Source organism: Niveibacterium sp., from assembly GCF_041909475.1.
In the GTDB taxonomy this organism is placed as follows: Bacteria; Pseudomonadota; Gammaproteobacteria; order Burkholderiales; family Rhodocyclaceae; genus Niveibacterium.
Genome location: NZ_JAYRDJ010000004.1, coordinates 18,414 through 37,062 on the forward strand (window position 1 = coordinate 18,414; position 18,649 = coordinate 37,062).

General features: G+C 65.2%; 20 protein-coding genes. 10 read left to right on the forward strand and 10 right to left on the reverse strand.

What is annotated here, in order from left to right; genetic code table 11:
- Positions 1 to 145 precede the first annotated feature (145 nt).
- Positions 146 to 2,629: an EAL domain-containing protein gene (locus ACE3P0_RS04880; protein WP_374400438.1), complete on the forward strand. Its 2,484-nt coding sequence runs from the start codon at positions 146 to 148 to the stop codon at positions 2,627 to 2,629.
- Between the two features lie 307 nt (positions 2,630 to 2,936).
- Positions 2,937 to 3,857 carry a branched-chain amino acid transaminase gene (locus tag ACE3P0_RS04885; protein WP_374400440.1) on the forward strand — a complete coding sequence of 307 codons (921 nt, stop codon included), beginning with the start codon at positions 2,937 to 2,939 and terminating at the stop codon, positions 3,855 to 3,857.
- Positions 3,858 to 3,900: 43 nt separating this feature from the next.
- Here ACE3P0_RS04885 and ACE3P0_RS04890 read toward each other — a convergent pair whose 3' ends face one another.
- The 5 genes from ACE3P0_RS04890 to ACE3P0_RS04910 form a co-directional block, all read right to left on the reverse strand.
- Entirely contained in the window at positions 3,901 to 4,434 is a 534-nt protein-coding gene (locus ACE3P0_RS04890; RefSeq protein WP_374400442.1) for a TPM domain-containing protein, read from the reverse strand.
- On the reverse strand, positions 4,434 to 5,324 hold the full coding sequence (locus ACE3P0_RS04895; RefSeq protein ID WP_374400444.1) for a YgcG family protein: 891 nt from the start codon (positions 5,322 to 5,324) through the stop codon (positions 4,434 to 4,436). Before ACE3P0_RS04895 ends, ACE3P0_RS04890 begins: the two co-directional genes overlap by 1 nt.
- A gap of 13 nt (positions 5,325 to 5,337) precedes the next feature.
- Positions 5,338 to 5,946 carry a LemA family protein gene (locus ACE3P0_RS04900; protein WP_374400447.1) on the reverse strand — a complete coding sequence of 203 codons (609 nt, stop codon included), beginning with the start codon at positions 5,944 to 5,946 and terminating at the stop codon, positions 5,338 to 5,340.
- Between the two features lie 174 nt (positions 5,947 to 6,120).
- Entirely contained in the window at positions 6,121 to 6,858 is a 738-nt protein-coding gene (locus tag ACE3P0_RS04905; protein ID WP_374400449.1) for a substrate-binding periplasmic protein, read from the reverse strand.
- A gap of 76 nt (positions 6,859 to 6,934) precedes the next feature.
- Positions 6,935 to 7,846 (reverse strand): LysR family transcriptional regulator, encoded by a 912-nt coding sequence (locus ACE3P0_RS04910; protein ID WP_374400452.1) that lies wholly within the window; start codon positions 7,844 to 7,846, stop codon positions 6,935 to 6,937.
- Positions 7,847 to 7,968: 122 nt separating this feature from the next.
- Between ACE3P0_RS04910 and lysA the strand changes: the two genes are divergently transcribed.
- A complete protein-coding gene (gene lysA, locus ACE3P0_RS04915) occupies positions 7,969 to 9,213 on the forward strand; it encodes a diaminopimelate decarboxylase (RefSeq protein WP_374400454.1) in 1,245 nt (414 codons plus the stop codon).
- A 173-nt stretch (positions 9,214 to 9,386) separates the two neighbouring features.
- Entirely contained in the window at positions 9,387 to 10,100 is a 714-nt protein-coding gene (locus tag ACE3P0_RS04920) for a PEP-CTERM sorting domain-containing protein (protein WP_374400456.1), read from the forward strand.
- A gap of 76 nt (positions 10,101 to 10,176) precedes the next feature.
- Here the strand turns inward: ACE3P0_RS04920 and ACE3P0_RS04925 are convergent, their stop codons facing one another.
- A complete protein-coding gene (locus ACE3P0_RS04925; protein ID WP_374400458.1) occupies positions 10,177 to 10,404 on the reverse strand; it encodes a hypothetical protein in 228 nt (75 codons plus the stop codon).
- Between ACE3P0_RS04925 and ACE3P0_RS04930 the strand changes: the two genes are divergently transcribed.
- From ACE3P0_RS04930 to ACE3P0_RS04940, 3 genes are all read left to right on the forward strand, one after another.
- Positions 10,381 to 10,509, forward strand: a complete 129-nt coding sequence (locus tag ACE3P0_RS04930; protein WP_374400460.1) for a hypothetical protein — start codon at positions 10,381 to 10,383, stop codon at positions 10,507 to 10,509. The genes ACE3P0_RS04925 and ACE3P0_RS04930 overlap by 24 nt on opposite strands.
- A 172-nt stretch (positions 10,510 to 10,681) precedes the next feature.
- The gene (locus tag ACE3P0_RS04935) at positions 10,682 to 11,431 is read left to right on the forward strand and encodes a substrate-binding periplasmic protein (RefSeq protein WP_374400462.1); all 750 of its coding nucleotides are present in this window, start codon (positions 10,682 to 10,684) and stop codon (positions 11,429 to 11,431) included.
- Between the two features lie 59 nt (positions 11,432 to 11,490).
- The gene (locus ACE3P0_RS04940; protein WP_374400464.1) at positions 11,491 to 13,158 is read left to right on the forward strand and encodes an ABC transporter substrate-binding protein; all 1,668 of its coding nucleotides are present in this window, start codon (positions 11,491 to 11,493) and stop codon (positions 13,156 to 13,158) included.
- 40 nt (positions 13,159 to 13,198) lie between these two features.
- Here the strand turns inward: ACE3P0_RS04940 and gcvA are convergent, their stop codons facing one another.
- Positions 13,199 to 14,086 (reverse strand): transcriptional regulator GcvA, encoded by an 888-nt coding sequence (gene gcvA / locus ACE3P0_RS04945; RefSeq protein WP_374400467.1) that lies wholly within the window; start codon positions 14,084 to 14,086, stop codon positions 13,199 to 13,201.
- Positions 14,087 to 14,187: 101 nt separating this feature from the next.
- Between gcvA and ACE3P0_RS04950 the strand changes: the two genes are divergently transcribed.
- Positions 14,188 to 14,490 (forward strand): DUF2917 domain-containing protein, encoded by a 303-nt coding sequence (locus ACE3P0_RS04950; RefSeq protein WP_374400694.1) that lies wholly within the window; start codon positions 14,188 to 14,190, stop codon positions 14,488 to 14,490.
- Here ACE3P0_RS04950 and murI read toward each other — a convergent pair.
- The gene (murI, locus tag ACE3P0_RS04955) at positions 14,471 to 15,301 is read right to left on the reverse strand and encodes a glutamate racemase (protein WP_374400469.1); all 831 of its coding nucleotides are present in this window, start codon (positions 15,299 to 15,301) and stop codon (positions 14,471 to 14,473) included. The genes ACE3P0_RS04950 and murI overlap by 20 nt on opposite strands.
- Positions 15,302 to 15,622: 321 nt before the next feature.
- Between murI and ACE3P0_RS04960 the strand changes: the two genes are divergently transcribed.
- Entirely contained in the window at positions 15,623 to 16,429 is an 807-nt protein-coding gene (locus tag ACE3P0_RS04960) for a type IV pili methyl-accepting chemotaxis transducer N-terminal domain-containing protein (RefSeq protein WP_374400471.1), read from the forward strand.
- 130 nt (positions 16,430 to 16,559) lie between these two features.
- On the opposite strand, the gene ACE3P0_RS04965 is transcribed toward ACE3P0_RS04960, so the two are convergent.
- Together ACE3P0_RS04965 and queG are read right to left on the reverse strand one after the other, a co-directional pair.
- Positions 16,560 to 17,075 (reverse strand): hypothetical protein, encoded by a 516-nt coding sequence (locus tag ACE3P0_RS04965; protein ID WP_374400473.1) that lies wholly within the window; start codon positions 17,073 to 17,075, stop codon positions 16,560 to 16,562.
- Positions 17,075 to 18,184, reverse strand: a complete 1,110-nt coding sequence (gene queG, locus ACE3P0_RS04970; RefSeq protein ID WP_374400475.1) for a tRNA epoxyqueuosine(34) reductase QueG — start codon at positions 18,182 to 18,184, stop codon at positions 17,075 to 17,077. The genes ACE3P0_RS04965 and queG overlap by 1 nt, the downstream gene beginning before the upstream one ends.
- On the opposite strand from queG, the gene tsaE reads away from it, so the two are divergent.
- Positions 18,167 to 18,649, forward strand: a 483-nt coding sequence (tsaE, locus tag ACE3P0_RS04975; RefSeq protein ID WP_374400477.1) for a tRNA (adenosine(37)-N6)-threonylcarbamoyltransferase complex ATPase subunit type 1 TsaE, incomplete at its 3' end; no start/stop codon positions are given. The two genes, queG and tsaE, sit on opposite strands and share 18 nt — an antisense overlap.

Sequence of the window (18,649 nt, forward strand, 5' to 3'; positions counted from 1 at the left end):
GGCGGCATGACGCCGCCACTCAATTTTTGCGCTGCAATGCCGTTAGCACAGTGAGGCCTGTCATGAGGCCAGCGTTGCTGCGTTGTGCAGCGTCGAAGCGCCGGTTTTGCCGATTGCCCCCCAAATCGCCATGCAGGATTGATTGATGAACGAAGCCCACCAGCCGGGCCAGCACGATGGCGTTCCAGCGGACATCTATGCGGCGCTGTTCGACAACCTGATCAATGGTCTGGCGTACTGCCGCGCGGAATACGAAGGCGACACCGCGGTCGACTTCACCTACCTGCTGGTCAACGACGCGTTTGCCAAGCAGACCGGGCTGCAGCAGGTTGCCGGGCGACGCGCGTCAGAGGTGATTCCCGGCATCACGCAGACCGACCAGGCGCTGATCGCGCGTTATGGCCGCATCGCCCGCGGCAGCGGCGCCGAACGCTTCGAGCAGTACGTCGAAGCGCTGAAGATGTGGTTTTCGATCTCGGTGTTCAGCCCGGCGCCGGATCACTTCGTCGCGATCTTCGACGTCATCACCGAACGCAAGAACGCCGAACTGGCCTTGCGGCAGAGCGAGCGCCGCCTCGCCCGAGTGATCGAAGGTTCGGCCCAGGGTTTCTGGGAATGGAACCTGCAGAGCGGGGAATTCTCGGTCTCGGCGCGTTTCGAGACCATGCTGGGCTACGCGCCCGGCGAGATGAAGCTGGACCCGGTGAACTGGCCCGCCTATGTCGATCCGGATGATCTGCGGCTGGCGCATGAATCGATCCGCCGGCACACCGAGGGGGCAATTCCGGCGCACGAGGTCGAGCTGCGGCTCCTGACCAAATCCGGCGAGTGGCACTGGGTGCTGACCTGCGGGCGGGTGGTGGAGCGCGATGCGGCCGGCAGGCCGACGATGATGTCCGGCACGCACACCGATATCCACCAGAAGAAGCAGGCCGAACTGGCGTTGCGGCAAGCCGCCGCGGTTTACGAAAACACCCAGGAAGGCGTGCTGATCACGGACGCGGATGGCCACATCGTGTCGGTCAACCGCGCGTTCACCGCGATGACCGGCTACACGCTGGACGAAGTGCTTGGCATGACCGCGTCGATGCTGAAATCGGGGCGGCATGATGCAATTTTCTTCGCCGCGATGTGGGCCGAGATCGCCGCAACCGGGCGCTGGCAGGGCGAGCTGTGGAACCGGCGCAAGAACGGCGAGATCTATCCGCAGCTCACCAGCATCAGCGCGGTGCGCGACGGGCGCGGCCATGTGTCGCGCTATGTCGGGGTGCTGACCGACATCTCGGCGATCAAGGCCTCGGAAGAGCGGCTCGAATTCCTCGCACACCACGATCCGCTGACGAATCTGCCCAACCGGCTGACGCTGTTTTCGCGCATCGAACGCGCGATGAAGGTGGCAAGGCGCGAGGGGCACGCAACCGCGCTGTTGATGCTCGATCTCGACCGCTTCAAGGACGTGAATGACAGCTTCGGGCATCTCGTGGGCGACAGCCTGCTGCAACGCGTGGCGGAAGGCCTGCGTTGCCGGCTGCGCGAAGTCGATACGCTGAGCCGGCTCGGCGGCGACGAGTTCACGATCCTGCTCGAAAAACTGCACCGCCCGGACGATGCCTCACGCGTGGCGGAGGACATCCTCGAAACGCTGCGCACGCCCTGGGAGCTGCCCGGCGGCTCGCAACTGCGCGTATCGGCCAGCATCGGCATCGCGCATTACCCCGGCTCTGCGGCGTCGCCCGAAGAACTGCTGCAGCAGGCCGATGCGGCGATGTATCGCGCCAAGCGCGAAGGCCGCGGCCGCTACCACTATTTCTCGCAAGACCTCACGCACGCGGCGCGCGCACGCCTGGAAATGGAAAGTGCCCTGCGCAGCGCGATCGACGCTGGCGATCTGCGTGCCTACTTCCAGCCGCAGATCGATATCCGCAACGGCCACCTGGTCGGCGCGGAAGCGCTGGTGCGCTGGCACAAAGGCGACGGTGGCGTGGTCACGCCCGACACCTTCATCCCGCTCGCCGAGGAAACCGGCCTGATCGTGCCGCTGGGCGAATGGATGCTGCGCGAAGCCTGCCAGCAGGCCTGCAGTTGGCCGGCACGGAAGGACCCGCTGGGCGTGGCGGTGAATGTGGCCGCCGCACAGATCCGCCGCCCTGATTTTGCCGACATGGTGCTGGGGATACTGACCAGCAGCGGCCTGCCAGCGGAACGCCTGGAGCTGGAGCTGACCGAATCTTCGCTGCAGGGGGAAGACGAAGCCGGCCTCGCACAGCTGGCCCGCCTGCGCGAAGCCGGCGTGCGCATCGCGATTGACGATTTCGGCACCGGCTACTCCTCGCTCGCCTACCTGAAGCGCTTGCCGCTGGATGTGCTGAAGGTCGACCGCAGCTTCGTCGAACATGTGGTCAACCGGCGCGATGATCGCGAGATCGTCACCGCCATCGTGCAGATCGGCCGCACGCTGGGTTTCAAGGTCATCGCCGAGGGGGTAGAGACGCAAGCGCAGCTCGACATCCTCGACGGCATTGCCTGCGATCTGTACCAGGGCTACCTGTGCAGCAAGCCGATGCCGGCCGAAGACTTCATGGCCTTCGCCAAACACGGCGCCGCGCTCGGCGACCGCAGCCCGCAGTAGCCTCCCGATAGCAGCCCGACACGTACCCATACGCGCCCGCTGCGCACTGCGGCCGGGTACGCGGCGCCGCACGCCAATTCCCCCGCTTACCGGCTGCATTTTGTTCGAGTGAAGATTCCTCACCTCAAGCCGCGCGCTATTCGTTCGACCCCACGCCTTGCTGCCGGCAAAGTGCCCCTACCCCGCACACCGGTGCTGCCCCAGCCCTCCCTTACCCCGAGCTGATTCGCACCGCCCGCCGCCCGACCCGGGCCGGCTCGCTTGCCCGCCCCGCGGGCGTTTCCCGAATCGGACTGGAGTGAAAAACATGAAACTGTCGGAACGCGACGGCTGGATCTGGCTGGATGGCGAATGGCTGCGCTGGGGCGATGCGAACGTGCATCTGGGCACCCACACGCTGCACTACGGCTTGGGGTGTTTCGAAGGCATCCGCTGCTATGCCGGCGCCAACGGGGCGGCGATCTTCCGCCTTGATGAGCACCTCGCGCGGCTCGAAGGTTCGGCCCGCCTGCTCGGCATCGAACTGCCCTTCCCGCGCGAAACCCTGCGCGAAGCCTGCATCGAGGCGATGCGCCGCAACGACCTCACCGAAGGGTATCTGCGCCCGCTGGTGTTCCTCGGTGACGAGCGCCTCGGCATGGACCCGGCCGGCTTGTCGGTGCGCGTCGGCGTGATGGCGATGCCCTGGGGCCGCTACCTCGGCGCCGATGCACTGACCCGCGGCGTGCGGGTGAAGGTGTCCACCTGGGCGCGCCAGCATCCCAACGCCTACCCCTGCCGCGCCAAGGCGATCGGCGGCTACACCACGGCGATCCTCGCCGCACGCGAGGCGCGTGCGGACGGCTACGACGAGGCCGTGCTGCTCGACACCGAAGGCTTCGTCGCCGAAGGGCCGGGCGAGAACATCTTCCTGGTGCGCGGCGGCGAGATCCTCGAACCGGAGGTGACCGTCGCGCTCGATGGCATCACCCGCCGCACCCTGCATGCACTGGCGGCGGACCTCGGCTATCCGGTACGCGCCGCGCGGCTGACGCGTGACGACCTGGTGCTGGCCGACGAGCTGTTCTTCAGCGGCACTGCGGTGGAAGTGACGCCGATCGTGGAAGTGGATCGCCGCCGAGTGGGCGACGGCACGCCAGGGCCAATCACACGTGCGCTGCAGGCGCGCTACTTCGCCTGCGTGAAGGGTGAGGTGGCTGAACACGCCGACTGGCTGACGCCGATCTGAACCCGTGTTGCCGGCAGGCGCCGCCACGGCGGGCGGCGCCATCTCACCCGAGGCGCAAGGGTGCGTCCGGCAGTTCGTTCGGGTTCGGATCGCCGGCCGCCAGCGGGAAGTGCTGGCGCAAGAGGCCGCCCACGGCCGCCACGGCAGCCGCCAGGCCCTGTTCGAAGTGGCCTGCGGCAAACTCCGCCCGCATGTCGCCCAACAGGTTGTGCCATTCGATGATGCTGACCTGCCGATCCAGCCCGCGATCGGCAACGATTTCGATACGGCGTTCGGCGAGCAACAGGTAGATCAGCACGCCGTTGTTGTGCTCGGTATCCCACACCCGCAGCTTGCCGAACAGCGTGATCGCGCGGTCGCGCGCGCTGAGCCGCTTCCACAGGTAGGAGTTGGGCAGCCCCGCCTCCACCACGATGCGGATCTCGCCACTGTGCCGGGATTCACTCTCGCGCACGAGCGCCTGCAAGCGCTTCATCACCGCGTCGTCCAGCACACGGCGAACATGCCGCCGGCTGAAGAAGCCGTGATGGATGAAGCGCCACAGGCGCGAAGTTTTAGGGCCGATCGAGCCGGGCATCACCAGTCTCCCGAGGCGCCGCCGCCACCGAAATCGCCGCCACCGCCGGAGGAAAATCCACCGCCGCTGTCGCCGCCGCCACCACCAAAGCCGCCTCCGCCGCCATGCGAACCAACGCTCAACACATTGCCGAGCAGGCTCGCGAGGTTGCCAGCGCCGACCGCCGCCAGAAACAAGCCGACAACGCCGGCGATCGCGGCCAGCACGATGCTGGACGACAGCAACCAGCCCGCCAGGCCCGCCACCGCACTGGTGCCCATGACACCAAGCGTGCGGCCCAGCACCGCTTTCAACAGCACGCTGAGCGCAAGGACACCGAAGAAGAACATGAGGAGCGTGGATTCGCCGCCGCCGGAATCGCCACCGGTGCGGTATTGCGTTGGTCGCTCCGGTGGTGGTGCCGGCAGGCCCTCACCGCGAATGCGTGCGGCGAGCAAGTCCACCGCCGCATCCAACCCGCCGGCGAAATCGCCTTTCTTGAACGCCGGCTTCAGTGCGCGATCAATGATCTGCTTGGCGGCGAGATCAGGCACCGCGCCTTCGAGCGCCTTGGCGACTTCGATGCGCAGCCGTCGGTCTTCCTTCGCAACGACGATCAGCAGCCCGTCGCCGAAATCGCGGCGGCCGATCTTCCAGGTATCCGCCACGCGCTGCGCGTAGGCAGCGATGTCTTCGGGCTGCGCGGTCGGCACCATCAGGATCACCAGCTGGCTGCCGACCTCGTGCTCGAATTGTTCGAGCTTGTTGCTCAGCGCGGTGCGCTGGGCGGCCGACAGCGTGCCGGTCTGGTCGATCACGCGGCCGCTGAGCGCGGGCACCGGCTGCACATCCTGCGCCCAGGCGGGAGCGAAGCAGCAGGCCAGCAGCAGCAAGAAGGCGCGGAGCAGCATCAGGCGCGCCGCGTCACTTCTTCGCAGGTTGGTCGAAGTTCACCGCCGGCGGCTGCGAGATCTGCGCTTCGTTCTGCACCGTGAAGCTCTCCTTCGGCTTGTAGCCCATCGCCATCGCGGTGAGGTTGCTCGGGAAACTGCGCGCCAGCACGTTGTAGCTCTGCACCGTCTTGATGTAGCGGTTGCGCGCCACGGTGATGCGGTTCTCGGTGCCTTCGAGCTGCACCCGCAGGTCCTGGAAGGCCTGGTTCGCCTTCAGGTTCGGGTATTGCTCGCTGACCACCATCAGGCGCGAAAGCGCCCCAGTCAGTTCGCCCTGCGCGGCCTGGAATTTCTTGAAAGCCTCGGGGTCGTTCACCAGTTCCGGCGTAGCCTGGATGCTGGTGGCCTTGGAACGCGCCTCGATCACCTTCGTCAGCGTGTCTTGCTCGAAGCTCGCCTCGCCCTTCACGGTCGCAACGATGTTCGGAATCAGGTCGGCACGGCGCTGGTACTGGTTGAGCACTTCGGCCCAGCCGGCTTTCACCTCTTCGTCGAGGCGCTGGAAGTCGTTGTAGCCGCAAGCCGTCAGGCTGGTGGCGAGAATCAGGGCGGACAGCAGGGTCGTTACGCGACGCAACATCGTGACTCCTTTCGGGAACCGGGACCAAAGGACCGCCGGGCGCGGCCAATTCTACGCATGCAAGATGGGTCCGGCAGGCGGCGATTTCAAGCCCGCGCGCCGTAAAGCGTATGTGCGCCAGAGGCGGGACTGGCTCGCGGCGGCACTCGGCGAGTCGGCGATGCCTCGCCGCCGCTAGTCCTTGAGGTACTTGTCGTAGATCGCGCGGTAGCGCCCGCTCTTCTTGAGCAGAGCGAGCCCGGCATTGAAGTCGTCACGCACCTTGGCGCTGCGGAACACCGGCCTGTAGTCCTGCGGGCGCGCGATGGTGAACGCATGTTCCTGTATCAGCTGCGGCTTGAAGCTGCCTGTCTGGGTGAGCTGAAGGGCGAAGTAGCGGAAGATGTTGCGATCGCTCAGTACCACATCGTGGCGGCCCTCGTTGAGCATGCGCACCTGCAGCGACTGATCGTTCTGCTCGTGGTAATTGCCCGCCTGCTTCACCGGCCCCAGCCATTCAGGGTAGCGCTTGTCGGCGCCCTGGAAGGCGATCACGGAGAGCCCCTTCAGGTCTTCAGGCCGGCGGATCTGCAGCCCGCGTGAGCGCAGCGTGATGAACACGTTGTCGTAGACCACCGCCGGGTCGCCGTAGTGGCCGCCATGCGGCAGCATGTCTTCACCCAGATCGGTCATCGCGGCATCCACTTCGCCGGCCTTGAATGCCACCGGCACCCGCGCGAAGGGGTAATACACCGGCTTGAGGCGGTGCCCGCCGCCCGCGGCCAGCGCCTCGGCGATGACCTCGATCTCGATGCCGGAATTCGTCTCAGGGAAGCAGAACGGCGGGATCTTCTCGCCGAACGCCATCCGCACTTCATCGGCGAACGTTGCGGTCGCGACGAAAAGCATCAGGGCAGCGAGCAAGCGATACATCGGCAACCTATCCGGAATGGGTAGCACGAAACGAAATGTAGAACGCCTCGCCACGATGCGGCAGCAAGGGCTTTCCCTAAGCGCGGCCGGCACGTTGCCGCACCCGCGCCGCGGCGTTGCGCAGGGCCACCGCAAAGGTGTCGGCGAGCGGCGTGCCCGGCCGCTGCTGCGGGCGGATCAAGGTCACCCGGAACGGAATCGACACGCTGATCGGCCGCCAGTGCAGGCCCAGGCCTTCGAGCTCGATCGCGGTCAGCGGATTGACGATGGAAAGCCCCAGCCCCTGCCGCACCAGCGCGCAGACCGATACCGCGCTGGTGGTTTCGATCACCAGCCGGCGCTGCACGCCCTGCGTAGAGAACGTTGCGTCGATCGCCTGACGGTAAGCATCCTGCGGCGCGAGGCTGACGAAGGATTCGCCAGCGAAGTCCGCCGGGCGCAGCACGTTCTGGCCCAGCAGTCGATGCCCGTCCGGCAACACCGCCACTTCATCGCCGACGAACAGGTCTTCCGCCAGCGTGCCCGGCGGCGGCTCGGCGTGTTCGGTGAGGCCCAGGTCGAAGCGTTGCGCGCTGAGCCATTCTTCCAGCAGCGGCGATTCCTGCGGCGTGATCGACAGACTCGCTTGCGGATGCACGCGCACGAATTCCGCGCAGGCGGCCGGCAGCAGGCCGTGCGAGAGCGCCGGCAGGCAGGCGACGCTCAGCCGCCCTTGAGCGAAGTGGCGCAGCGATTCGGCAGTGGCGGCGACCCGCTCCAGCCCCACGTAGCTGCGCTGCACTTCATCGAACAACTGCAAGGCGCGCGCGGTGGGCTGCAGGCGGCCGCGCACGCGGTCGAACAGCGTCATGCCGACCACCTGTTCCAGCCGCGCAAGCTCGCGGCTGACCGTCGGCTGCGAGGTGTGCAGCAGCTCGGCGGCGCGGGTGACGTTGCCGGTGTTCATCACGGCGCGGAACACATCAATCAGGCGGTGGGTCAGCAGCATCGCGCATCCATATCAGCAATGCATGATTGACGCACAAATTCGCATTTTTCGAAATACCCGGCACGCGGCACACTGTCGCCATTCCCGAATAGCCATCCCAAATTCAATCCGGACGCGCCACGATGAAGCCCAGCCTGAACCCCGCCCAGCTCCTTGATCTGACCCGCCAGCACGGCACGCCGCTGTGGGTCTACGACGCCGCGGTGATCCGCGCGCACGTCGCCGCGCTGCGCGCCTTCGACACGATCCGCTTTGCGCAGAAGGCCAACTCCAACATCCACCTGCTGCGCCTGCTGCGCGAAGAGGGTGTGAAGGTGGATGCAGTGTCGCTCGGCGAGATCGAGCGTGCGCTGGCGGCCGGCTACAGCTCGCGTAAGGGCGAATCGGGCATCGTGTTCACCGCCGACCTGATCGACCGCGCCACACTGGCCCGCGTGGTCGAAGAAGAGATCCCGGTGAATGCCGGCTCGATCGACATGCTGCATCAGCTCGGCATAGTGTCGCCGGGTCACCGCGTGTGGCTGCGCATCAACCCCGGTTTTGGCCACGGCCACAGCAACAAGACCAACACCGGCGGCGAGCACAGCAAGCACGGCATCTGGCACACGGATCTGCCGGCTGCGCTGGCCGCGATCCGCCAGCACGGCCTGAAGCTGGTCGCCCTGCACATGCACATCGGTTCCGGCGTCGATTACAAGCATCTGGAGCAGGTGTGCGGCGCGATGGTCGAACTCACGCGCCAGCTCGACGCCCCGCTGGAGGCGATCTCGGCCGGCGGCGGCCTGTCGATTCCCTACCGCACGAACGACCCGCAAATCGACACCGAACACTACTTCGGCCTGTGGGATGCGGCGCGCCGCGAAGTCGGCCAGATCCTCGGCGCGACGCCGCACCTGGAAATCGAACCCGGCCGTTACCTCGTCGCCGAGTCCGGCCTGCTGCTGACCGAAGTGCGCGCGGTGAAGCAGGCGGGCAAGAACCGCTTCGTGCTGGTGGATGCGGGCTTCAACGACCTGATGCGGCCGTCGATGTACGGCAGCTTCCACCACATCAGCCTGCTGCCGCAGGACGACAGCCCGCGCGCCGAGCACGCCACCGTGATCGCCGGCCCGCTGTGCGAATCCGGCGACGTATTCACGCAAGGCGAAGGCGGCGTGGTACAGACCCGCGACCTGCCCGAAGCGCGCGTCGGCGACCTGCTGGTGATCCACGATGCCGGCGCCTACGGCGCATCGATGTCGTCGAACTACAATTCGCGCCCGCTGATCCCGGAAGTGATGATCGACAACGGCACCGCCCGCCTGATCCGCCGCCGCCAGACGGTACAGGAACTGCTCGCGCTGGAACTCGAAGCCGGCGGGCAGTGAGCCAACACGACAGAATGACGCTCGCCGAGCGAGGCAGGCTGTCGGATTTTTTTACACCACAGCCATGACGAAAAGTAACCCACTTTACAATCATGGTTTTAGCTCGCAGGCCTGACGATTGCTTCGATTTTGGTGACTTTCGACCATCCAATCACCATATCAAGGCAAAAACAATGAAATCGAATCGTATCGCAGGGTTTTTGCTGGCAGCAGGTATCGGGCTGGGCGCCGGTGGCGCCGATGCTTCGATCATCAATCTGGTCACCAACGGCGGTTTCGAGACCGGCACCTTCACCGGGTGGAGCGTGGCGAGCAGCAACGCAGACACCGATGGCTGCGACAAAGGGTGGGTCGTGTCGACGACGGGTGGGGCAACGGGTTGCTCGTCCGTCGCCAACCCGTTCGGTCGCTATGCGGCCTATCAGTCCTTCGATGGCACCGGCCCGAAAACGCGCACGCTGTCGCAAAACTTCGTTGTACCGACGCTCAGCACCGCGGAGCTCGATTTCTACGACAGCTACGCATTCAACATCGTGCTGGGGCGTGAAATTCCGCGTAGCTTCGACGTGCAGCTGACCTCTGGCGGCGTTACGACGAACCTGTATCACTTCGCCTCGCCGGTAGGCAGCAATGTCAATGCGACGCCCTTCGGACACATCAACGTTGACGTGTCGAGCGTGCTGCTTGGCTTGGCCGGTAAAGCCGCAACGCTGTCGTTCGTAACCACAATTCCGGAAAACTTCAGTGGTCCGGCCGGCTTCGCGCTCGACAACATCTCGCTGAATGTCGATACCACGCCGCCGGTCCATGTGCCGGAACCGGCGTCGCTGGCACTTGTCGGTCTGGGCCTTGCAGGCCTCGCCGCCACACGCAAGCGCAAGGTTTGAACGTACACGCAGCGCCATGTGCAGCAAAAAAAGGGCGATCCACACGGATCGCCCTTTTTTGTTCACGGAGGCTGCATCAGCTCGCCACCACCTCGACCGTGACCCACTCCCCGAAGCGCTGCATCAACGGCGTCTCGCGCACGCCGTCGGTGGTGGCGTACCAGTACGAAAGCTCGGTCGGCACTTCGAGCGAGAAGACCTTGACCAGCCTGCCGGCGGCGCGCTCGCCCGAGGCAATGCTGCGGCGGGTGACGGCGACGCCGGCGCCTACGGGGCCTCGATGTCGTCGAACTACAACTCGCACCCGCTGATCCCGGAAGCGATGATCGACGACGGCGCCGCCAGCCGGATCCGCCGCCGCCAGACGGTGCAGGAAGTGCTGGCGCTGGAACTCGAAGCCGGGCGCTGAACCGTCGGTCGGCTTGACCTGTCGCTTCGTCTTGCGACGCTATGGCGCCAAACGCCACGCGGGGCGCCGCCCCTGACGACCGCATCAAGTCGCCCCCGCGAGCGTCGTTAACACGGCTATCACGACGGAACCGGGAGCGAGTCGCATGCGTGTTTCACCGCCGCGGGCGGCTTTGCTGTTCTGCGCGCTGCTGATGATCAGCGTGAGGGGGACCGCGCGCGAGTTGTTCGTCGTAAGCGAGGCGTTCGCGCCCTATGTGTTTGAGGACAACGGACAGCCAAGTGGTTTCGACTACGAAGTCAGCAAAGCCGTGCTGGCGCAAATGGGGCACACGCTGAAACTGGGCTTCATGCCTTGGCGGAGGGCGCTGCTGATGGCCCAGAAGGGGGAGGTCGACGCGGTGCTGGGAATCGGCCGCGGCGATCAAAACGAACGTGAAGACTACCTGGCGTTTCCCGACGAAGCGTTGTCGGCATCACGCACCACCCTGTTCTACCTCAGCGCCAGACCTTTCCGCTATCAAGGGCTATTCAGCCTTGCCGGCAAGACGGTTGGAACACTATCCGGGTACGCGTACTCGCCCGACTTCGCCAACGCCCCCTACTTCCAGCGTGAGGCCGTGGAGACCCATAGCCAGAACCTGCGCAAACTGCTTCGCGGGCATATCGATCTGGCCATGATGGACACCGCCGTCGGCATCTATACCGCGCGGCAGATGGGCGTATCGGACCAGGTGCGGTACGAGCCAGCGTCGATATCTGGCGGCAAGCTGTACCTCGCATTTTCGAAGGTGCGTGGCCTTGGACCGCTTGCGCCAGCTTTCAGCAAGACGCTCAAGGCCTTCAAGCAGACCGCCGAGTTTCAGGCCATCTTTCTGCGCTACGGCGTTGATCCGGCCGACGTATCACCGCTCGAGTACTGACAACGTCCATGCGGTCCGCAATCGTCACCTTGACGCTGCTCGGCCTTCTAGCGAGTCCGATGTCACTGGCAGCCCCGGACAAAGCGGCCATCGACCGATGGCTAAAGGAATTCCAGCCCAGCACGCTGAGCCGGCAAGAACAGCGCGCAGAACTTGAGTGGTTCATTGATGCGGCCAAACCCTTCCGGGGGCAGACGATCCGCGTCGCATCGGAAACCATCGACACGCACAAATACGAATCCACCGTGCTCGCCAAGGCGTTCACCGAGCTCACAGGCATCCGCGTCGTGCACGACACGATTCCTGAGGGCGAGCTTGTCCGCCAGCTCAAACAGCAGATGCTGAGCGGCAAGAACGTCTATGACGCCTACGTCAACGACAGCGATCTGATTGGCACGCATTTCCGCTACGGCAAGACGCTGGTGCTGAGCGAGTGGATGCAGGGCGAAGGTCGTGACGTGACTCTGCCGACGCTCGATCTGAAGGACTTCATCGGACTCGCATTCACCACCAGCCCGGACGGCAAGCTCTACCAGTTGCCGGACCAGCAGTTCGCTAACCTTTACTGGTTTCGGTATGACTGGTTCTCGCGCCCCGAACTCAAACAGCGCTTCAAGCAGAAATACGGCTACGAACTGGGCGTGCCGCTGAACTGGTCTGCGTATGAGGACATCGCTGCGTTCTTCAGCAATGACGTTCGCGAAATCGACGGCCAACGCATCTATGGCCATATGGATTACGGCAAGAAAGACCCCTCGCTCGGCTGGCGATTCACCGATGCCTGGCTGTCGATGGCCGGCGCAGCAAGCAAGGGTTACCCGAACGGCACGCCGATCGACGAATGGGGCATTCGGGTCGAGAACTGCCGACCGGTCGGTGCATCGGTCGCGCGCGGCGGCGCAACGAACAGTCCCGCGGCGGTGTACGCCTTGCGAAAGTACCTCGATTGGCAGCGTCAATTCGCACCACCAGGAACGCTGCAACTCGACTTCACTGAAGCCGGCCCGATGCCAGGCAGGGGTCAGATCGCGCAGCAAATCTTCTGGTACACCAGCTTCACCGCCGCGCTGACAAAATCCGGCTTGCCGATCAACAACGCGGACGGCTCGCCGAAATGGCGAGTCGCACCGTCACCTCATGGCGCCTACTGGGAGCCGGGTATGCAGCGCGGCTATCAGGACGTGGGCGCTTGGACCCTGCTTAACAGCACCCCGTTAGCACGGCAGAAAATGGCTTGGCTGTATGCGCAATTCACCGTGTCGCGCACGGTGTCACTGAAGAAGTCGATGGTGGGCCTAACCTTCATTCGCGATTCCGACGTCCGCTCGCACGCGATGACGCAGTTGGCGCCGAAACTCGGTGGTCTGGTTGAGTTCTACCGCAGCCCGGCCCGCGTTTACTGGACACCGACAGGCCCCAACGTGCCGGACTACCCGGCGCTGGCGGAGCTCTGGTGGGCGCAGATCGGCGCCGCAACCACGGGCGAGAAGACGCCGCAACGCGCCATGGACGACCTCGCGCAGGACATGGATCGCGTACTCGCCGAGCTGGAGAACGCCGGACTTTCGCGCTGCGCCCCAAAACTGGGATCCGAGCGCGGCAAGGATTTCTGGTTCAGCGCGCCGGACGGACCGAAGCGGCAACTACCGGACGAGCGCCCGCGGGGAAAGACAATCGACTACGACCGACTGCTGCGCATCTGGCGCGAAGGCGGCGACAGCAAATAGCTGGCGCGCTTGCTGCACCCGGTGCACCGCCACAAACGTCTCATCCCGCAGCCACTTCAGCCATGATCCAGGCGCGAAAGCGCTGCATCAGCGGCGTTTCGCGCGCGCGATCTGCGGTGACATACCAGTAGGCGAGATCGGTCGGCACTTCGATCGGAAATAGCTTCACGAGTCGCCCCGCGGCGATCTCCCCTGCCGCGATGCTGCGTCGCGAGACCGCGATGCCGCGGCCGTCGATCGCCGCCTGCAAGGCAAGCGACGAATCGTTGAAGACAAGGCCGTTGCTCGGCACCGTCACCGACAGGCCGGCGCCCCGGAACCAGTCGTCCCAGAACGGATAGTCCTCACGAATCAGGGGGTGCTCAAGCAAGGATTCGGACGACACCGGCGGATGGCGACTGACGTAGTCGGGGCTCGCCACCACCAGCAGCGTGTCCGCCATCAACTTCACCGCGTTGGGCTCGGTGCAGGGCCCGAAGCCGCAGCGGATCGCAACATCCACGCCGTCGCGGGAGAAATCGAGTACCTGCGCGGTCGTGATGATGCTGAACTCAACGCCCGGCTCAACATCAAGGAAGCGCGAAATCCGCGGCGCCAGCCAGCGTGCCGCGAATGACGGCATCGTCGTAATCGTCAGCCGGTTGGGGTTCGCGCGGCGCTTCAGGTTCGCGGCGGCATCACCGATCCGGCAAAGCGCTTCGTTCGCCGTGGCGGCAAAGTGGGCGCCCTCCGGCGTCAATGCCACGCGCTTGCCGCTTCGCTCAAAGAGGCTCACACCGAGCCAGTCTTCCAGCGCCCTCACCTGCTGGCTCACCGCGCCATGCGTGACCGCAAGCTCGTCGGCCGCAGCGCTGAAGCTCGGGTGCCGGGCGGCAGCTTCGAACACGCGCAGCGCACTCAGCGGGGGCAGGCGCGGCGGCTTTTGCATGTTAGTTCAGCTCACAAAGAAGTCAGAAATCATCGACGCAGATTTCCGCGCTAAAGCCAATAATCCACTGAAACGGACTACGCATGCACGGAGACGCAAGAATGAAAGTGAATCTAACACAGGGCGCTATTGATCTAGCGCAAGGAAAGCTATTGTCGCTCGACTCGGCGACGGGCTGGACGCTTCAGGTGAAACGCGGCGTCGTGTGGGCCACGAGCCCCGACATGCCGGGCGACCACTTCATCCGCAGCGGGCAAAGCCTGCGCCTGACCGGCGCATCGCGCGTGATCGTCGAGGCATTGCAGGATTGCGAGATCGGGCTCGCCCCGGCGCAGCGCGCGGCAAAGTCGTCAGCCCGGCACAGCGCGGCGCCGGCAACCGCGTTCAACGCGTGTGCGGCGTAATCACCTGAGAACGGGGTAACGCGTCGGGCCAGATGTGCTCGCCCCACAGCACGTCGATGGCGTGAGCCACCGTGCCGGGGTTGCCGCTGCACCAGAAGCGCACCGGCTGTGCGCTGCCGGCCGAGGCACGATGGCCTTTCTCGTCAAGCTTGCGCGCGAGCTGCCGCGCAACCGCCGCCCCGGTGTCGATCACCTTGACCTGCGGGCCGACAATCGTCTCGACCAGTTCGCGCAGGAACACATAGTGCGTACAGCCGAGCACGATCACATCGGCACCGGCCGCCAGCAGCGGCTTGAGATGGGCTTCGAGTAGGTGGCGCGTGCCGTCCGCTTTCAACTCGCCGCGCTCTACGGCTTCGACGAGGCCGACGCCCGGCTGCGTCACCACATGAACATCGTGACCGAAGGTGTCGAGCAGCGCAGCGAACTGCGCACTCGATAGCGTGCCCACCGTCGCCAGCACACCCACGGTGCCGCTGCGCGTGGCGGCGGTTGCAGGCTTCACCGCCGGCTCCATGCCGATGATCGGCAACGATGGCCAGCGCTCGCGCAATGCGCGGCTGGCCGCCGCGGTGGCGGTGTTGCAGGCGATCACGATGGCCTTCGCATCGTGCTGAACGAGGAACTCGGTCAACTCCAGCGAACGCTCGCGAATCAACTGCTGTGGTTTGTCGCCGTAGGGCGCGTGGCCGGAGTCGGCGCAGTAGAGAAGGGTCTCATCCGGCAGCAGGGCACGGATCTCGCGCAGGACGGAGAGTCCGCCTACGCCGGAGTCGAAGATGCCGATCGGGCGGGTGTCGTTATTGGCCACGGGCGTTTGAGCAGAACGTTCGAGAAGCGGGAATCATAGCCCGCTCAGGCCCGCACACCACACACACCACCCAGGTGAGCCGCTGCGTCGGACCACTGCCGCCTTGGCGCGATTGCCACTGCCTCCGCTGCGACAGCGCTGGCGAAGGATCAAGAACCGTGACTCAACATCGGGGGGACCGACGCGGGACACGAAACCCCTCTACGCCCAGAACGCATCAACGCCCTTGCCGGCGGGGCATTCGGCCACTATTACAACTTTGTTGATTGTAATAATTCCAACATTTCGGATCGCCAGAATGACGGTTTATTGAAGACCGCCATGCTGGCCATGCATCGATTCCTCTCCGTACTCGCCCTTGCGCTGTTGCCTATCGGCGCACAAGCGTTCGCCCAGACCCGCAGCGCGCCACCCGCAACACCGCCACTGGCTCAGGCAGCAGAACTCCGCTCGCTGTCGCAACGGCTTGCCAAGCTGCACTTGCAACTGCGGCTGAACCTCAACGCCGAAGCCGCACAACGGCAGATCGACCAGGGCGTGGTGCGTTTTGATGCCGCGCTGGCGAGCCTGCGCCAGACGCCGCTGCAGGGGCCGGCGGCAGCCACCTTCAAGCGCGTCGACGCCAGTTGGCAGGAGCAGAAACAGCTGATCACCGCAGCGCCGAGCGCCGCCAGCGCCGAGCGCGTGATCCTGAGTGCCGAGGAACTGACGATCGCGGCCGGGCGCCTCGCGATGCAGCTGGAAGGCGCGGAAGAAAGCCCGGTCTGGCGTTTGTCTGACCTGGCCGGCCGCAACAACATGCTGGCACAGCGACTTGCCCGTCTTTACCTGCAGACGCGCTTGGGCGACAAATCGCAAGGCCGCCGCGTGGACATCGAAACCACGCGCAAGGAATTCGTCACCAGCCTGGACGAACTGACGCGCGCACCGCAAACCTCGCCGGCCGTGGCTGACAGCCTCAAGCTCGCGCGCCAACAATGGATCTTCTTCGATGCCGCGATCGGGCCGGACGGTGGGGACGCCAACGCCGCGCGCCATGTCGCGACGACCAGCGAGCGGATCGGGGAAATGATGGACGCGATCGGCAGCAGTTACGCGCGGCAAGCGGCCGAGAAGCCCGCGCGCTAGCGTGGGTAGGGTCGGACGCGGACACCTCAACGGCAGGGCGTAGCATCGTTGTCGCCCCCGCATCTTTCCGTGCAGTAATCGCCCGAGGTATCGCGGCCGTCCGGCCGAAACACGCCGGCAGTCCTGGACTTCAGCGCTCGGCGGGTGCGAGCAGGTCGTAAGCGCCCAGCAGTTTGTGCAGCGGCGGAATCGCCCTGACGCCCACACCGTTGAGCATCGGCACCACTAGCCGCCGTGCATTCACCTGCTCCGCTTCTTCGCGGCTCAGTGCGCCGTAACCACGCGGATACGACCAACCATAGCCCCAGCGGTAAGTGGTGGGAAAGTACGGCGTGCCACCGACGCGCACGCCGGCCAGCATCAGTTTCGCGATCTCGGGCTCGCCGACCGCCGCCACGCATTGCTCCAAGGCCTCGTCGGCGACGACGCGGTCGTCCTTGGTGCCGCCGATCCAGTAAGCGATGTCATGTTTGACGCAGCAGTCGAGCCACAGCGTCTGCTGCCAAGGCGTGCCATCGGGAAAGCTGGAACAGCCGTCGGTGGTGAATGGCTTGATCGTGTCGGCGCTTGCGACGCTCGCCAAAAGACCGCAGAGCACAAATCCCAGGCAAGCAGCACGGCGCCGGCTCGAACGTGGATCTCGCATCAGATTTTCGCCTCCATGTCCTGCCCCGCTTGAGCAGAGCGCGCGGCATGTTGCGCAAGCGCCCAGCCGACATGCTCACGCACCAGTTCCGACGGGTCGGCAGCGCGCGACTGCAGCGCCGCAAGCACCGTCGGCGCCGTCGGCGCATTCCCCAACGCCACCGCGATGTTGCGCAGCCAGCGCTCATGGCCGATGCGGTTGATCGCGCTGCCCGCCATGCGGCTCGCGAAATCGGTCTCGCTCCACGCAAACAGTTCTACCAGCGTGGCGGCGTCGAGGCCGTTACGCGGTGCGAAGTCAGCTTCGGCCGTCGTGCGCGAGAAGCGGTTCCATGGGCAGACCAGTTGGCAATCATCACAACCGTAGATGCGGTTGCCGAGTTGCGGGCGCAAGTCTTCGGGAATCGCGCCCTTGAGTTCGATCGTCAGATACGAAATGCAGCGTCGCGCGTCGACCTTGTATGGCGCCACGATCGCGCCGGTCGGGCAAGCGTCGATGCAGGCGCTGCAGCTGCCGCAGTGCGCGGCGACCGGCTCATCGGGCGGCAGCGCCAGGTCGACGAACAACTCACCGAGAAAGAAGGTTGAGCCTGCGCTGCGATCGAGCAGCAGCGTGTGCTTGCCGCGCCACCCGGTTCCCGCGCGGCTCGCGAGCGCCACTTCCAGCACCGGCGCGGAATCAACGAAGACCCGGTGGCCGAACGCTCCGATGGCCTCGCCGATCCGGTCAGCCAGCTTCTGCAGCCGATTGCGCAACACCTTGTGATAGTCGCGCCCGAGGGCGTAACGCGAAACGTAAGCGCGCGTCGGATCGGCGAGTTGCGCTTGCGCATCGCTCGCCGCAGGCCAGTAATCGAGCCGCACCGACACCACAGACAGCGTGCCCGGCACCAGTTCCGCCGGCCGCGCGCGTTTGGTGCCGTGGCGCGCCATATAATCCATCTCGCCGTGGTAGCCGGCCGCGAGCCAGGCTTCCAGCGCCCCCTCCGCATCGCCCAGGTCAACGCCTGAAATGCCGACTGCGGAGAAGCCGAGCGCCCGCCCCCATTCCTTGATCTGCGCCGCGAGCTGCGCCGCATCCGGAGAAGAATTGTGTCTGACCGCCTGCATGCCCCCGATGATAGCCGCTCCCCCGCCGCGGGTTGCGCGCTTGCAGACGAGGCCGCCACCCGCGCACTTGGCGCAGCAATCGCGCCGGCGCTTGAAGCCGGACTGGTCATCTATCTGCTGGGCGACCTCGGCGCGGGCAAAACCACGCTGGTACGCGGACTGCTTGAAGCACTTGGCCACCGTGGTGCGGTGCGCAGTCCGACATACACCTTGATTGAACCTTATGCTGTTTCTAAATTAGACTTGTATCACTTTGATTTCTATCGGTTCACGGACCCGGAAGAATTTGTCGATGCAGGGCTTGAAGAGTACTTCGGTGGCCAGGGCGTATGCCTGGTCGAATGGCCGGACAAAGGCGCGCCCTTTGTGCCGGCGCCAGACCTTGAAGTCCAGCTCGAGCCGGAAGGCGACGGGCGCCGCGCAAATCTGCGTGGCTGCAGCGAGCGGGGCCAGCAATGTCTGAAC

Bases quoted from the DNA above. Each gene is read 5' to 3' on its own strand.
- lysA (WP_374400454.1), top strand. From the start codon at position 7,969: ATGAAGCCCAGCCTGAACCCCGCCCAGCTCCTTGATCTGACCCGCCAG.
- ACE3P0_RS04900 (WP_374400447.1), bottom strand. From the start codon at position 5,946: ATGTTGCGTCGCGTAACGACCCTGCTGTCCGCCCTGATTCTCGCCACC.
- ACE3P0_RS04895 (WP_374400444.1), bottom strand. From the start codon at position 5,324: ATGCTGCTCCGCGCCTTCTTGCTGCTGCTGGCCTGCTGCTTCGCTCCC.
- ACE3P0_RS04890 (WP_374400442.1), bottom strand. From the start codon at position 4,434: ATGCCCGGCTCGATCGGCCCTAAAACTTCGCGCCTGTGGCGCTTCATC.
- ACE3P0_RS04960 (WP_374400471.1), top strand. From the start codon at position 15,623: ATGCTGGCCATGCATCGATTCCTCTCCGTACTCGCCCTTGCGCTGTTG.
- ACE3P0_RS04885 (WP_374400440.1), top strand. From the start codon at position 2,937: ATGAAACTGTCGGAACGCGACGGCTGGATCTGGCTGGATGGCGAATGG.
- ACE3P0_RS04910 (WP_374400452.1), bottom strand. From the start codon at position 7,846: ATGCTGCTGACCCACCGCCTGATTGATGTGTTCCGCGCCGTGATGAAC.
- queG (WP_374400475.1), bottom strand. From the start codon at position 18,184: ATGCAGGCGGTCAGACACAATTCTTCTCCGGATGCGGCGCAGCTCGCG.
- ACE3P0_RS04940 (WP_374400464.1), top strand. From the start codon at position 11,491: ATGTCACTGGCAGCCCCGGACAAAGCGGCCATCGACCGATGGCTAAAG.
- ACE3P0_RS04920 (WP_374400456.1), top strand. From the start codon at position 9,387: ATGAAATCGAATCGTATCGCAGGGTTTTTGCTGGCAGCAGGTATCGGG.
- ACE3P0_RS04880 (WP_374400438.1), top strand. From the start codon at position 146: ATGAACGAAGCCCACCAGCCGGGCCAGCACGATGGCGTTCCAGCGGAC.
- ACE3P0_RS04905 (WP_374400449.1), bottom strand. From the start codon at position 6,858: ATGTATCGCTTGCTCGCTGCCCTGATGCTTTTCGTCGCGACCGCAACG.
- ACE3P0_RS04965 (WP_374400473.1), bottom strand. From the start codon at position 17,075: ATGCGAGATCCACGTTCGAGCCGGCGCCGTGCTGCTTGCCTGGGATTT.
- ACE3P0_RS04950 (WP_374400694.1), top strand. From the start codon at position 14,188: ATGAAAGTGAATCTAACACAGGGCGCTATTGATCTAGCGCAAGGAAAG.
- ACE3P0_RS04930 (WP_374400460.1), top strand. From the start codon at position 10,381: ATGTCGTCGAACTACAACTCGCACCCGCTGATCCCGGAAGCGATGATC.
- gcvA (WP_374400467.1), bottom strand. From the start codon at position 14,086: ATGCAAAAGCCGCCGCGCCTGCCCCCGCTGAGTGCGCTGCGCGTGTTC.